Source organism: Thiofaba sp. EF100 (assembly GCF_039822285.1).
Taxonomy (GTDB): domain Bacteria; phylum Pseudomonadota; class Gammaproteobacteria; order Halothiobacillales; family Halothiobacillaceae; genus Thiofaba.
In genome coordinates, this window is record NZ_JBAJEY010000002.1 from 465001 (window position 1) to 478451 (window position 13451).

Consider the following 13451-nt stretch of genomic DNA (forward strand, 5'->3'; position numbering starts at 1 on the left):
GCTATGTTCGGAAGGGATAACCGCTGAAAGCATCTAAGCGGGAAGCCCCTCCCAAGATTAGATCTCCCTGGACACTCGATGTCCCTGAAGAGCCGTGGAAGACCACCACGTTGATAGGCTGGATGTGGAAGCGCAGTAATGCGTGCAGCTAACCAGTACTAATGGCTCGTGAGGCTTGACCATATAACACCCAAAGGGTCAAGCTGACAGCAACTCCACCGCAATAAACACACAAAGCCTTCGCCAACCCTTTCCGCTTGGCGGCCATAGAGCAGTGGAACCACCTGATCCCATCCCGAACTCAGAAGTGAAACGCTGCATCGCCGATGATAGTGTGGGGCTTCCCCATGTGAAAGTAGGTCACCGCCAAGCACCTATACCATAAACCCCCAGTCCTTAGACTGGGGGTTTTTCTTTGGTGCGCTTCGACACGAGCGACATGAGGCTCGGTGCAGCAGGTTAATCTGCTGCACCAAGGCGCTGATCTAGCCGTCTCAGCCTTTCCGGCGTGCCGATATCGTCCCATGCCCCGGAGTGCGTCTCGCCGCTCACCAGCCCTTTTTCGGCCGCCGTGCGCAGGAGGGGGGCGAGCTTGGCAGGGCCGCATGGCAATCCGGAAAGAAGCTGGGGGTGGATCACGGCGATGCCCGAGTAGGTCAGCATCGTGCTCCCCTTGTTGGTGACGCGCCCCTCTGCAAGCGCGAAATCCCCGCTCGGATTGTGGAGGGGGTTCGGAACCAGTACGAGGTGGGCGAGGCCATGGAGCGTCGTTGGCAACTGTTCGAATGCATAGTCGGTCCAGACATCGGCGTTGACGAGCAGGAAGGGGGCGGGGCCAAGAAGGGGCAGGGCGCGCCGGATCCCGCCGGCGGTTTCGAGGCCGGTGCTCCCTTCATGCGAGTAGCGAATGCGTACTCCAAGCGCTGTGCCATCTCCCAGTTCGGCGTGGATGCGCTGACCGATATACGCCGTGTTGATGATGATTTCAGTCACCCCTGCGCGAGCGAGTCGGCGCAGGTGGTGCATGATCAGCGGCATGCCTCCGGCCGGGAGCAGGGGCTTAGGGGTGGTCAGCGTAAGGGGCAGCATGCGCTCGCCCTTGCCTGCGGCGAGGACCATGGCCTTCATGCCCAGGCCTCGTGCGGCAGGCGAGCCTCCAGCCACTGGCTGAACTCGGTGAATTCTGGATAGGGGCTCACGGACTTCTTGAGGTTGCGCAGGGTGAGGGGAATATCTTTCAGATAGCCCGACTTGCCGTCCCGGTGGTGCAGTCGCGCGAAGATGCCGGTCACCTTGAGGTGGCGCTGGGCGCTCATCCAGTCGAAGTCCTGCCTGAATGTCGCCCACACCACATCCGAAAGGCCGGCTTCCCGGACGCGCTGGTGGAAGGAGCCTGCCCATTGCATGACGCGCTCCTCCGGCCATTCGATGTAGCTATCGCGCAGCAGCGAGACCAGGTCGTAGGTCAGGGGGCCGACGACGGCATCCTGGAAATCGATCACCCCCGGCGAGCGCTGATCGGTCACCATGAGGTTGCGCGAGTGGTAGTCGCGGTGTACGAAAACCTGTGACTGGGCGCGGGCGCGTTCGGACAGCATGGCGTAGACTCGCTCCAGCAGCTTGCGATCTTCTTCGCCCAGGAGAAGGCCGAGGTGTCGCTCCAGGTACCAGCTGTCGAACAGACGCATCTCCCTCAGCAGCAGTTCGTCGTCGTAGGCGGGGAGGCCCTCGGTCGGGCAGGTCTGGATGAGCAGAAGGGTGGCCATGGCATCGTCATACAGCCGGTCCACGCTCACCTCGTTCAGGCAGGCAAGATAGGGTGTGTCCCCCAAATCCTCCAGCAGCATGAGTCCTCGCTCCGCGCAGCTTGCGTGGATGTGCGGGACATGCACGCCATGCCCTTCCAGGATCCGGTTGATGCGTTCGAACGGACGGATGTCCTCGTGCTCGGGGGGCGCGTCCATGACGATCAGGCTGCGCCCCGGCTGGTACAGCCGGAAGTAGCGGCGGAAGCTCGCGTCTGCCGAGGCGGGGAGAAGCTTGCCCGAGGCCAGGCCGAGTTCAACATGCAGCCAGTGCTGGATCTGTTCGAGTCGAGGGTTCATGGAGTCATTCAAAAAACAGGGAAGCGACGCCGATGGCGATGGCAGCGAGGCTGACCGCCGCGGCACGCCGGCCCATGGCCATGCCACCGATGGCCACGGCCAGCACCACCTTGACGATGGTGTTGGTGAACACGGCAATAAGGATGGTGTTGCGCGCGACTTCGAGATCCAGCCCGTTCAGGCTTAGCTTTGCGACCGAGAGGGTCACGGCGTCGACATCGGCCAGCCCGGAGGCGGCCGCGAGGGCATAGAGTCCGGCCTGGCCAAACCAAGCCTTTGCGCCGCTGGCGAGTACCATGATGAGGGCGAGCAGAAGCCCGAACTTGAAGGCATTGCCCAGTTCGAAGGGATTGGGCAGGTTGGCTTGCGTGAGCGGGCCCTCCGGGGTGATGCCGCGCCACAGATAGACCGCTCCGCCGAGGGTCACGAGGGTCATGAGTGCCAATGGGGGGAGGAGGACGGGGATCAGCTCGGCATGGACCACCCCCGCCACAATCAGCACCCGCGGAAACATGATGCTGCAGGCGGCCAGCACGCCCGCTGCAAGCAGCTGCGGGGAGTAGCGGGCATCGCGCGCATAGCGGGCGAGGTTGAGGGTCACGGCGGTGGAGGACACCAGCCCCCCCAGCAGGCTGGTCGCCATGATTCCGCGCCTCGGTCCGGCCAGTTTGATGGCGAAGTAGCCGATGAACGACAGTCCGGACACCAGCACCACCATCCACCATGCAAGATAGGGATTGAGCGCCTCCCAGGGGCCAAAGCCACGATCGGGCAACAGTGGCAGCAGGACGACGGAGATCAGAAGGAGCTTGAGTGCGGCATGCAACTCGCCCTCGGTCAGCTGCGTCAGCCAGCCGTGCAGGACCGGCTTGAGGCCGAGCAGAATGGTGGTGACTACGGCGCTGGCTGCCGCAATGAGTGGGAAGCCGAGGGTGGAAAGTAGGCCGAGGGTCAGGGTGACCAGCAGGGCGACTTCGGTGGTGATGCCGAGCTGCGCTTCCTCGCGGTTGGAGGATATCCAGTGGCCGGCAACGGCCAATGCGGCAAAACCCGCGAAGGCCAGCCCAGCAAAGGCAACGGTCAGCTTGAGCGAGACCACGCCGATCACTCCGCCCAGCAGGCCGGTCAGGCCAAAGGTGCGGATGCCGGCCACGCGATGCCCCTCGGCAGCGGCGCGCTCGTGCCAGCCACGCTCTGTGCCGATGAGTAGCCCGATGGCCAGGGCGATGCCGAGGTGCTGCAGGAGGGTGAGGTGGTCCATGAGCTAATTAAACCCGATCCCCGAGTCGCGCGCGATGTCCATCGATCATGGAGGGGGCTATGCTCACGCAACGGCGTCTGGAGGATGGCGCCTCATTCCGCGACCTTTCAGGCTGTTTCAAAGTGTTTTGAAACAGCCTGCCTTGCCGGGCCGTGCGGGGGCTTGCTCGGATTTCCCTGGGCTAGCCGTATGTCATTGAAAACATCGCATCATGTATGATGTGCATATCAGTAAAATCTATTAGTGGTGTCGCATGATCCTTTTCCGCCAGCTGTTCGATGAAGCCACCTGGACCCTGACCTACCTGCTCGCCGATCCGCGTACCCGTGAAGCGGTCATCATCGATCCCGTACTGGAGCAGGTGGAGCGTGATCTTGCGGTCATCCGCGAGATGGGCGTCACCCTGCGCTACATCCTCGAGACCCACGTGCATGCCGATCACGTGACCGGCGGCGGCGGCCTGCGCAAAGCGCTGGGCGCTCAGTTCGTAGCCGGCCAGGGGACGGGGCTGTCATGCACCGACGTTCTGCTGGAGGATGGCGAGACGCTTGCCTTCGGCGATGAGGTGATCCATGCCATCGCCACCCCGGGGCACACCAATGGCTGCATGAGCTATCGCTGGCGCGACCGTCTGTTCACCGGAGACACCCTGCTGATCGATGCCTGTGGCCGCACGGACTTCCAAGAGGGCAGCCCCGATCGGCTGTACGACAGCTTGCAGAAGCTGCTGTCCTATCCCGACGAGACCCTGGTCTTCCCGGGGCATGATTACCATGGCCGCCGAGTCAGCACCATCGGCCAGGAAAAGGGGATCAACCCTTACATTGCCGGCCTTGATCGCGCCGCCTTCGTTGCCAAGATGAACGCGCTGGACCTGCCTCGACCGCGCCGCATCGATATCGCGGTTCCGGCCAACAAACGGTGCGGCGAGACCTCTTGAGCTGGCGCGCACCTTCGTCGGCGCCGAGTTCACTTAAGCGCTGAGCCTGATCGGGGGGGGCTTCCCGGTGGCGTGACGGCGCCGAGCTGCAGCGCTTTCTGTTCACGCCACCGGGCGCGTTGTCGGACGGGCGGGCCATGGGTTACGCTGATCGACCCGGAAATAAAGGCCCGTCCCGTGCTCGCCGTCCTCCATCAACTCTTTGCCATCTGCCTGCTGCGTGCGGGGCCGCAGGACTTGCCCGCCGATCCTCGCCTGCCGATCTGGCTCGCGGGCGCCTATGCCTTGGTCGGTGGGGTGGTGCTGTCCTCGCAACTGAGTTTCGCCGAGGGCGCGGCCCAGGCAGGTCTCGATGCCTTGCTCCTCGCCGCCTTCGCCTGGGGCGTGCTGCGTTTCCGCGGCTTCCCCGAGCGCTTCATCCAGACCTATGCCGCGTTGCTCGGTGTCAGCCTCCTGCTTGCCCTGGTGTCGTGGCCGCTGTTTGCCATGGCCCCCCTGGACCCTGCGGCCACGCGCCTGAGCGCTGCCCAGATCGGCTTGCTGCTGGCCCTGCTGTGGACCCTGATCGCGCAGGGGCAGGTTCTGCGCAGCGCCCTGGAGGTGGGGGCTGGTCTCGGGCTGCTGCTGGCCTTCGCCTACTTCATCGCCGCGAGCCTGATCATCGCCGCGGTGTTCCCGGCAGGTACGCCGGCATGAGGCGACCCCTTCACATCCTCGGCATCGGCGGCACTTTCATGGGGGGCATCGCTCAGCTCGCGCGCGCGGCAGGTTTTGCTGTGTCCGGCGCGGACCGCAATGTCTATCCGCCGATGAGCGACCAGCTCGCGGCGGCGGGCATCCCCTGGGTCGAGGGCTATGACCCCGGCCAGCTCGAGGGCCTGGAGGGCGAGATTGTGGTCGGCAACGTTATGCGTCGTGGCATGCCGATCACCGAGGCCATGCTGGACCGCGGTCTGGATTACACCTCCGGCCCGGAATGGCTCGGGCGCAACATCCTGCGCGGGCGCTGGGTGCTGGCGGTGGCCGGCACGCATGGCAAGACCACCACCAGTTCGATGCTGGCCTGGATCCTTGACTACGCGGGGCTGGCACCCGGCTTCCTGATCGGCGGGGTGCCGAACGACTTCGGCTGCTCCGCGCGCCTGGGCGAGGGGCCGTTCTTCGTGGTCGAGGCGGACGAGTACGACACCGCCTTCTTCGACAAGCGCTCCAAGTTCGTCCATTACCGCCCGCGCACGGTGATCCTCAACAACCTCGAATTCGACCATGCCGACATCTTCCCCGATCTTGCGGCCATCCAGACCCAGTTCCACCACCTGGTGCGTACCATCCCCGGCGGCGGCCTGATCGTGCGACCAGCCGCGGATCCCGCGCTGGACGCGGTGCTCGAGCGCGGCTGCTGGACCCCGGTCGAGACCTTCGGTCACACCGGCCAGTGGGCCATCGGTGAGGCCGCGGCGGACGGTTCGCGCTTTGAGGTGCTCCTCGATGGTCAGCGCGTGGGCGAGGTGCGCTGGGGGCAGCTCGGCGTCCACAACATGCACAACGGCCTCGCGGCCCTGGCCGCCGCGCGGCATGCGGGCGTGCCGGTCGCGGTGGGCATCGAGGCTCTTGCCCGCTTCACCGGCGTCAAGCGCCGCCTCGAAGTGCGTGGCAGCGCGCGGGGCGTGACGGTGTACGACGACTTCGCCCACCATCCGACCGCCATCCGCACGACCCTCGAGGGCCTGCGGGCACGGATCGGCGCGGCACGCCTGCTGGTCGCGCTCGATCCACGCTCCAACACCATGCGCATGGGGGTGCACGCCGACCAGCTCGCGCCTTCGCTGGCAGCCGCCGATGCGGTCTGGCTGTTCCAGCCCGAGGATGCAGGCTGGGACGTGCGCCGTGTGGCCGAATCCTTGCGCTGCCCGAGCTGGAGCGGCGGCGAGGTCGGTGCCATGGTGGAGGATCTTGCGGCCGCCGCCCGGCCGGGCGATCACGTCGTGCTGATGAGTAACGGCAGTTTCGGCGGGGCGCACCTGCGCCTGCTCGAGGCCCTGCAATCGCAGGTCGAGGCCTGACCATGCGCGTCTTCCTTGGCATCACCGGCGCCTCGGGCCTGGTCTATGCCGAGCGCCTGATCGAGTGCATGCTGGCCGCGGGGGCGCGGGTGGAGCTGTGCGTCTCCAAGGCCGCGCACCAGGTGGCCGCCTTGGAGATGGGGGAGCCCTGGCCTGCACGGCCTGAGGCGCTGCAGGCGTTTTTCCTCGACCGATTTCCGGGGCATCCGGGGCGGCTGGAGGTCTTTGGGCGTGAGGATTGGTTGGCCCCGGCGGCGTCCGGCTCCAATCCGCCGGATGCGGCGGTGATCTGCCCCTGCACCACCGGGAGTCTCGCGGCCATTGCCCAGGGGCTTGCGGACTCGCTGATCGAGCGTGCCGCCGATGTGGCGCTCAAGGAGCGGCGCACCCTCATCCTCGTGCCGCGCGAGGCGCCGTTCTCCGCCATCCACCTCGAACATATGCTGCGCCTGGCGAAGCTGGGGGCGGTGATCCTGCCGCCCAACCCGGGTTTCTACCACCGGCCGCAGAGCATCCAGGACCTGGTCGATTTCGTCGTCGCCCGCATCCTCGACCATCTGCGGCTGCCGCATGACCTGATGGCACGCTGGGGGGAGTGAGCATGAGCATGACCATCCTGCCCCTGTTCCCGCTGCATACCGTCCTCTTCCCCGAAGGGGATCTGTCCCTGCGGGTCTTCGAGACGCGCTACATCGATATGGTGCGCGAGTGCCTGCGCCAGCAGAGTCCCTTCGGGGTGTGCCTGATTCGCGAGGGCAGCGAGGTCGGCGAGCCGGCCATGCCGTATGCGGTCGGCACCTCCGCCCTGATCATCGACACCGGCATGCGGGCAGAGGGGTTGCTTGGCATCTACACCCGCGGCCAGCGCCGCTTCCGCATCCACGGCATGGAGGCGCGGCCCGACAGGTTGGTGCTGGCGGAGATCGAGTGGCTGGACGAGGGGCCCGCGCGCGAGCCGCCTCCCGAGCCGATGCGCCGCTTGCTCGCCAGCCTGCTGGAGGTTGAGCGTGCTCCGCCGGTCGGGCCGATGAGCGATGCACGCTGGGTCGTCTACCGCCTGGCCGAGCGCCTGCCGCTGCGCCTGGCCGAGCGCCAGGCGGTGCTCGAGGCCGCGAGGCTGGACGAGGCCCTGGTGGTCGTCGAGGAGGTCGCGCGCCGCCTGGGGTTGTGGGCGGAGGGGCTATGAGCGCTCCGTCGGCAGCATCCCGAGTCATTCATCTCGACGAGCCCGGCGTCGCCCGCGCCTTTGCCGAGCACGAGGTGCTGGTGGTCGCCTTCTGGGCGCCGTGGTGCGGCCCTTGTCAGGCCTTTGCGCCGGTGTTCGAGTCGGCGGCGGCCAAGGCCAGCGATGCCGTCTTTGGCAAGATCAATGTCGACCTCGAACCCGCCCTGGCGGCCCAGTTTGGCGTGCGTTCGATTCCCACGCTGATGGGGGTGCGCGAGGGCTTGGTGCTCTACCTGCGGCCGGGGGCGCTCTCGGCCGGTGACCTGGACGCCCTGGTCGGGCATCTGCGTGCGGTGGACATGGACGAGGTGCATGCGGCCTTGGCCGCGTCATCCAGGGGTGACGCGGGGGCATGATCCTTGTCATCGGCCAGATGGCCGCCATGGTCCTGGTCGGTCTGTGGTGGCAGTGGGCGCGCCCCGGTGGCTGGGAGGCCGCGCAGGCGCGCGGCGCCCTGACCACCCTCGTCTATTACGTGCTGCTGCCCGCCCTGGTGCTTGGGGTGCTGTGGCGCGCCCCGCTCGGGGTCGACAGCCTGCGCATCGCCGGGGTTGCCGCCCTGGGGGTGCTGGCGAGCATGGGGCTGATGGCCGGGGTCGCGCGCTTCATGCGGCTCTCGCGCGGGCAGACGGGGGCACTGCTGCTGGCCGCCGCCTTCCCCAACGCCACCTACCTCGGTCTGCCGGTGCTGGAGTCGCTGTACGGCGACTTCGGGCGTGCCGTGGCGGTCCAGTACGACCTGTTTGCCTGCACCCCCCTGCTGCTGAGCCTGGGCATCGCCATCGCGGTGTACTACGGCCGCCCCCACGGCGACCAGCCGCTGTGGGTCGGCATCCTGAAGGTGCCCGCGCTCTGGGCCGCGCTGCTGGCCGCTGCCCTCAATCTGTCGGGCGTGCCCCTGCCGGACATGCTCGGGGGCATCTTCGACCGGCTTGGCGCGGGGGTCGTGCCGCTCATGCTGATCGCCCTCGGCATGGGCTTGCGTCTGGACGCCCTCCAGCCCGCCGCGCTCGCGCGGGTCAGCCCGGTGCTGGTCATCCAGCTCGCCTTGGCCCCAGCCTTGGTCTGGGGCGCAGGCTTGATGCTCGGCCTCTCGCCCCCATTATTGACCACCGTGGTGCTGGAGGCCGGAATGCCGGTCATGGTGCTCGGCCTGGTGTTGTGTGACCGTTACGGTCTCGACACCGGCCTGTATGCCGCCGCGGCCACCCTCTCCACCCTGCTCAGCCTGTTCACCCTGCCGCTCTGGCACGGTCTGGTCGGTGCCTGAGGCTTATTTGATCGTTGAGGTCTGCATGAACATCAGCAAGGACAAGGTCGTTTACATCCATTTCACCCTGCGCGATGAGGCGGGAGAGGTGCTCGACAGCAATGTCGGCGACGATCCCCTTCCCTATCTGCATGGTCACGGCAACCTCATTCCCGGGCTGGAGCGGGCGCTCGAAGGGCGCGCCAGCGGTGAGCGCTTCGAGGTCACCATCCCGCCCGCGGAGGCCTACGGCGAGCGCGACCCGGCTGGCATGATCGAGGTCCCGCGCAGCACCCTGAGCCCCGAGGTGGCGGTCGAGATCGGCAACCATGTGCAGACCATGGGGCCGGAGGGGCGCATGGAGTTCACCATCGCCGGCTTCGATGACGAGATGGTGATCCTCGACGGCAACCATCCGCTGGCCGGGCGCACCCTGCATTTCGAGGTCGAGGTGGGGGCGATCCGCGATGCCCATCCGGATGAGGTCAAGCACCACCGCGTGCATCCGGCAGGGCATCATCTGATGGTGATGGACTCCTCGTTCGACGAATCCCTGCTCAAACAGGCCGATTGATGCTGGAATACCGCATCGCTCCCGTCCACCCCGAGGCGCGCGAATACGCCCTCGAGCTGACCGTGCCCGCCCCCGATCCCACGGGGCAGCGCTTCGCCATGGCCGCCTGGACCCCGGGCAGCTACATGGTGCGCGACCATGCCCGGCACGTGACTCACATCGAGGCGCGCGACGCCGAGGGCGGTGTCGTGCCGCTGACCTGGGTGGACAAGCAGACCTGGCGCGCCGCCCCTTGCGAAGGCCCTTTGACCCTGCGCTGGCGGGTGCACGCGTACGAGTTGTCGGTGCGCACCGCCTACCTCGATACCCTGTGGGGGTTCGCGGACGGGGCCGCCCTGTGGCTGCGGCCGCTCGGCTTGGAGCGGGCCCCTTGCCGGGTTGAGTTGCAGCGCTCCCAAAGCCCGTGTGCGCAGGGCTGGCGGGCCGCCGTCATGCTCTTGCCCGAGGCGGTCGATGACGAGGGCTATGGCACCTATCTCGCCGAAGACTTCGAGGCCCTGCTCGATGCGCCTGTGGCCTTCGGTCCGTTGCGCGCGTTGGAGTTCGAGGTGCGCGGCGTGCCGCACCGCTTCGCCTGGCTTGGGCGGGCCGCGTTCGACGAGGCGCGCCTCGCCTCGGATCTTGCGCGCGCCTGCGAGGCCGTGGTCGGCCTGTTCGGCGCGGAACCGCCGCCCTTCCCGCGTTACTTGTTCCTCGCCCTGGTCACCGGCGACGGCTACGGCGGTCTGGAGCATCGGGAAGGCACGGCGCTGTTGTGCCGGCGGGAGCACTTCCCGCTCCCGGGGGAGGCCGGGGCCACGCCCGCCTATCGCGAGTTCCTCGGCCTGTGTGCGCACGAATACCTGCATGCCTGGCTGGTCAAGCGCATCCGCCCCGCGGCCCTGATGGGGTTGCCGCTGGACGCGGAGGCCTACACCCGCCTGTTGTGGCTGTTCGAGGGGGTGACCAGCTACTACGACGACCTGCTGCTGGCCCGCGCGGGGCTGATCACCCCGCAAGACTACCTCGACACCTTCGCGGCCACGCTGAGTCGTGTGCGTCGTGCGCCGGGACGCCTGCGCCAGTCGCTTGAGCACGCGAGCCTCACGGCCTGGACGCGGCTGTACAAGGCGGATGAAAACACCGCCAATGTGGGCATCAGCTATTACACCAAGGGCGCGTTGTTCGCCTGGGTGCTGGATGCCGAGCTGCGCCGGCGCAGCCGTGATCGCGTAAGCCTGGATGAGCTGTTGCGCGCCCTCTGGCACGAACACGGTTTGGCCGGGCGCGGGGTCAGCGAGGACGAGCTCGAGGCGTGGCTTCAGGTGCGGGCGGGGGTGGAGCTCGCCGATCTGTTCGAGGCGGGTCTGCGCGGCACCGCCGAGCTCCCGTTGGAGCAGGTGGCGACGACCCTGGGTCTGCGCCTGATCTGGGGGGCGGAGCGCGAGACCCCATGGCTCGGGGCGGAGGTTCGTGCCGGGGCACAGGGGGAGGCGGTGCTGGGTACGGTGTATGCCGGCGCAGCGGCCGAGCGCGCGGGGCTGGCCCCGCGCGATGTGCTGGTCGCCATCGATGGTCTGCGGGTCGACGCAGCGGGTCTTGAGGGGGCACTTCGCCGTCTGCGGATTGGTCAGGAGGTGCGTGTGCACGCCTTCCGGCGCGACGAGCTTCTCGAGGTCTTGCTCTGTCTTGATCCGCCCCCCATGACCCGGGCCACCCTGGCGTTCGATCCGCAGGCGGAAGGGGAGGCAGCGCGCCGGCGTGCGCAATGGCTGGGCGTCGGATGAGGTCCGGCTGCATGTCCGATGGGCCGCATGGTCGTCAGGATGCCCTCTGGGGACGCGTGCTGGTCTGTCTTGGCGATGGCCATTGGCATGCCCTGGCGTCCTGTACGGTGTCCTGCGGAGTGGGGGCGCTGGCGCTGCGTCGCGCCCTGCGTGACTATGCCCGGCGCGGGGCGCCCCTGCAGTTCGATGGAGCGCGGGGCGTGCGCCTGCGCGCCCCAGTGACGCCCCTCGCGCCCCGGCGTGTCCGTATCCGTGCAGTGACCTGCTTCGAGACTGATTCGACCAATGCCCAGCTGCTGCAGGCGCTCAAGCAGGGGGTGTCCCATCCTCTCGCCCTGGCGGCCGAGCAGCAGACGCGGGGGAGGGGGCGGCACGAGCGCCGCTGGCTCACCCCCCTCGGTGGCGGGGTGGCGTTGTCGCTGGCCTGGCCCTCTGCGCTTCTGCCCGGCGGGCGGCCGCCCCCAGCGCTGTCGTTGCGGGTCGGGGGGGCGCTGGCGCAGGCCTGCGTGCGCCTGGGTGTGCGGAATGTGCGCCTCAAGTGGCCGAACGACCTTCTCGTGAAGGGGCGCAAGCTGGGGGGGATCCTGGTCGAGGGCAACGCAATGGGGGTCGTCATCGGCGTGGGGCTCAATCACGCCTTCCCTCAGGGCTGGCGGAGCAGGGTTGGGCAGCCGCTCACCAGTTTGAGCGATAGCCTCGGGAGGCGTGTCCCGCCGCGGTCGCGGGTGCTCGATGTCGTGCTCGATGCCCTCCTGGCGGAGATGGGCTCGGACGATGAGGCGTGGCGTGACCGCTTTGCCCGTCGCGATGCCTTGGCCGGCCGTCCTGTGCGTGTGAGCGGGGTGGGCGGCGAGGTCTGGGAAGGCGTGGCCAACGGGGTGACGCGGGATGGAGCCTTGCGTGTGATCACCCCGGGCGGAGAGCGCCTTTGCCATGCCGGCGAGGTCAGTGTGAGGTTGGGCGGATGAGGCTTGTGATCGACGTCGGCAATACCCGGCTCAAGTGGGCGTTCGGGCAGGGGGAGGCTCAGGCGGTCGAGCATCGCGGGCGAGACCTTCGGGCCTTGCTGCGCCAGGCCTGGACGGACCAGCCGCGCCCCGAGGCCATTCATGTCGCCAGTGTGGCTGGTGAAACAGTGGACGAGGCCATCCGCCTGGTGGCACAGGACTGCTGGCCCGGCGTGTCGCTCACCTTTCTTGCCACTCGGGCCGAATGTTGCGGCGTACAGGTGGCCTATGCGCGGCCCGAGCGTTTCGGCGTGGACCGGCTGGCCGCGCTGGTCGCAGCTCATGCCAGATCGGCGGGCGTCCCGGTCGTGGTGGTGGATGCCGGTACGGCGGTCACGGTGGATGCCCTGGACGCGCAGGGGAGGCATCTTGGTGGGGTGATCATGCCGGGGTTGCGCCTCTTGTCCGAGAGCCTTCTCGGCGGCACGGCGGCGGTCAGCGCGGGCATGGCGTTCCCCGCACTCACAGCAGGCGAGGCTCTGCAGGCGAGTACCGAGGCTGGCGTGGCGGCCGGGGCGCGCTGTATGTTCGTCGGGGGCGTGCTGCACGCCATCGAGGCCGCCTGTGGACAGGCGGGGGAGGGTGCACACCTGTATTTGACCGGCGGCGATGCCGCCATCCTGGCCCCGTCGCTGGGTGGGAGGCATGTATTGCGGCCGGATCTGGTGCTGGAAGGCGTAGTCTTGATGGCCGAGGCCGGCTGAGCCATTTGCCCCCGCGGCAGGGATGGCATAGAATCCGCGCCCGTTGCCGGCATAGCACAGTTGGTAGTGCAACCGCCTTGTAAGCGGTAGGTCGTGAGTTCGAGTCCCACTGCCGGCACCATGCTTGACAGCGCGTCGCCGTCTGTCTAGTATGCGCAACCTGTTTGACGCGGTGGGGTTCCCGAGCGGCCAAAGGGGGCAGACTGTAAATCTGCTGGCACTGCCTTCGAAGGTTCGAATCCTTCCCCCACCACCAGATTCGCTGATTTCTAGCGGATGATGGGAATTGCTCCCTTAAGCGGGTGTAGTTCAATGGTAGAACCTCAGCCTTCCAAGCTGATGACGTGGGTTCGATTCCCATCACCCGCTCCAGTTTTTGCTCTTGTAGCTCAGTCGGTAGAGCGCGTCCTTGGTAAGGACGAGGTCACCAGTTCGATTCTGGTCAAGAGCTCCATCTTTTTTTCGTCGTCCCATTTGTCCATTTGACCCATCCGGGGGTGTTTCATGGCTAAGGAAAAATTCGAACGTAAGAAGCCGCACGTGAACGTGGGCACCAT

14 protein-coding genes, 4 tRNA genes and 2 rRNA genes (1 of these 20 running past the window's edge) are annotated in these 13451 nt (G+C 67.2%); 17 read left to right on the forward strand and 3 right to left on the reverse strand.

Features of this window, described 5'->3' with window-relative positions:
- Both V6D91_RS06650 and rrf read left to right on the forward strand, forming a co-directional pair.
- Positions 1-183 (forward strand): 23S ribosomal RNA (locus V6D91_RS06650) (it extends 2709 nt beyond the left edge of the window).
- 73 nt (positions 184-256) lie between these two features.
- Positions 257-372, forward strand: a 5S ribosomal RNA gene (rrf, locus tag V6D91_RS06655).
- 87 nt (positions 373-459) lie between these two features.
- On the opposite strand, the gene murU is transcribed toward rrf, so the two are convergent.
- The 3 genes from murU to V6D91_RS06670 are packed head-to-tail and all read right to left on the reverse strand — an operon-like array spanning position 460 to position 3366.
- Positions 460-1128, reverse strand: coding sequence for an N-acetylmuramate alpha-1-phosphate uridylyltransferase MurU (gene murU, locus V6D91_RS06660; protein ID WP_347318908.1), 669 nt, complete (start codon positions 1126-1128; stop codon positions 460-462).
- The gene (locus V6D91_RS06665) at positions 1125-2105 is read right to left on the reverse strand and encodes a phosphotransferase (protein WP_347318910.1); all 981 of its coding nucleotides are present in this window, start codon (positions 2103-2105) and stop codon (positions 1125-1127) included. The genes murU and V6D91_RS06665 overlap by 4 nt, the downstream gene beginning before the upstream one ends.
- Before the next feature lie 4 nt (positions 2106-2109).
- Positions 2110-3366, reverse strand: a complete 1257-nt coding sequence (locus tag V6D91_RS06670) for an MgtC/SapB family protein (protein ID WP_347318912.1) — start codon at positions 3364-3366, stop codon at positions 2110-2112.
- 253 nt (positions 3367-3619) lie between these two features.
- Between V6D91_RS06670 and V6D91_RS06675 the strand changes: the two genes are divergently transcribed.
- The 15 genes from V6D91_RS06675 (at position 3620) to V6D91_RS06745 (ending at position 13348) form a co-directional block, all read left to right on the forward strand.
- Entirely contained in the window at positions 3620-4306 is a 687-nt protein-coding gene (locus V6D91_RS06675) for an MBL fold metallo-hydrolase (RefSeq protein ID WP_347318913.1), read from the forward strand.
- Between the two features lie 177 nt (positions 4307-4483).
- Positions 4484-5002 carry a hypothetical protein gene (locus tag V6D91_RS06680; protein ID WP_347318914.1) on the forward strand — a complete coding sequence of 173 codons (519 nt, stop codon included), beginning with the start codon at positions 4484-4486 and terminating at the stop codon, positions 5000-5002.
- Positions 4999-6369 carry a UDP-N-acetylmuramate:L-alanyl-gamma-D-glutamyl-meso-diaminopimelate ligase gene (gene mpl / locus V6D91_RS06685; RefSeq protein WP_347318916.1) on the forward strand — a complete coding sequence of 457 codons (1371 nt, stop codon included), beginning with the start codon at positions 4999-5001 and terminating at the stop codon, positions 6367-6369. Before V6D91_RS06680 ends, mpl begins: the two co-directional genes overlap by 4 nt.
- A 2-nt stretch (positions 6370-6371) precedes the next feature.
- Positions 6372-6968 carry a flavin prenyltransferase UbiX gene (locus tag V6D91_RS06690; RefSeq protein ID WP_347318917.1) on the forward strand — a complete coding sequence of 199 codons (597 nt, stop codon included), beginning with the start codon at positions 6372-6374 and terminating at the stop codon, positions 6966-6968.
- A 2-nt stretch (positions 6969-6970) separates the two neighbouring features.
- Positions 6971-7555 carry an LON peptidase substrate-binding domain-containing protein gene (locus tag V6D91_RS06695; RefSeq protein ID WP_347318919.1) on the forward strand — a complete coding sequence of 195 codons (585 nt, stop codon included), beginning with the start codon at positions 6971-6973 and terminating at the stop codon, positions 7553-7555.
- Positions 7552-7950: a thioredoxin family protein gene (locus V6D91_RS06700; RefSeq protein ID WP_347318920.1), complete on the forward strand. Its 399-nt coding sequence runs from the start codon at positions 7552-7554 to the stop codon at positions 7948-7950. Before V6D91_RS06695 ends, V6D91_RS06700 begins: the two co-directional genes overlap by 4 nt.
- Positions 7947-8864 carry an AEC family transporter gene (locus tag V6D91_RS06705; RefSeq protein WP_347318922.1) on the forward strand — a complete coding sequence of 306 codons (918 nt, stop codon included), beginning with the start codon at positions 7947-7949 and terminating at the stop codon, positions 8862-8864. The genes V6D91_RS06700 and V6D91_RS06705 overlap by 4 nt, the downstream gene beginning before the upstream one ends.
- A gap of 25 nt (positions 8865-8889) precedes the next feature.
- Positions 8890-9417: a peptidylprolyl isomerase gene (locus tag V6D91_RS06710; RefSeq protein WP_347318924.1), complete on the forward strand. Its 528-nt coding sequence runs from the start codon at positions 8890-8892 to the stop codon at positions 9415-9417.
- The gene (locus V6D91_RS06715) at positions 9417-11183 is read left to right on the forward strand and encodes a PDZ domain-containing protein (RefSeq protein WP_347318925.1); all 1767 of its coding nucleotides are present in this window, start codon (positions 9417-9419) and stop codon (positions 11181-11183) included. The genes V6D91_RS06710 and V6D91_RS06715 overlap by 1 nt, the downstream gene beginning before the upstream one ends.
- Before the next feature lie 11 nt (positions 11184-11194).
- Complete coding sequence (locus V6D91_RS06720) at positions 11195-12151, forward strand: biotin--[acetyl-CoA-carboxylase] ligase (protein ID WP_347318926.1); 957 nt, start codon at positions 11195-11197, stop codon at positions 12149-12151.
- Complete coding sequence (locus tag V6D91_RS06725; protein WP_347318928.1) at positions 12148-12894, forward strand: type III pantothenate kinase; 747 nt, start codon at positions 12148-12150, stop codon at positions 12892-12894. The genes V6D91_RS06720 and V6D91_RS06725 overlap by 4 nt, the downstream gene beginning before the upstream one ends.
- A gap of 45 nt (positions 12895-12939) precedes the next feature.
- Positions 12940-13015, forward strand: a tRNA-Thr gene (locus V6D91_RS06730).
- A gap of 50 nt (positions 13016-13065) precedes the next feature.
- Positions 13066-13150: transfer RNA gene (locus tag V6D91_RS06735), tRNA-Tyr, on the forward strand.
- Between the two features lie 42 nt (positions 13151-13192).
- A tRNA-Gly gene (locus V6D91_RS06740) sits at positions 13193-13266 on the forward strand.
- A 6-nt stretch (positions 13267-13272) separates the two neighbouring features.
- A tRNA-Thr gene (locus V6D91_RS06745) sits at positions 13273-13348 on the forward strand.
- Positions 13349-13451 lie beyond the last annotated feature (103 nt).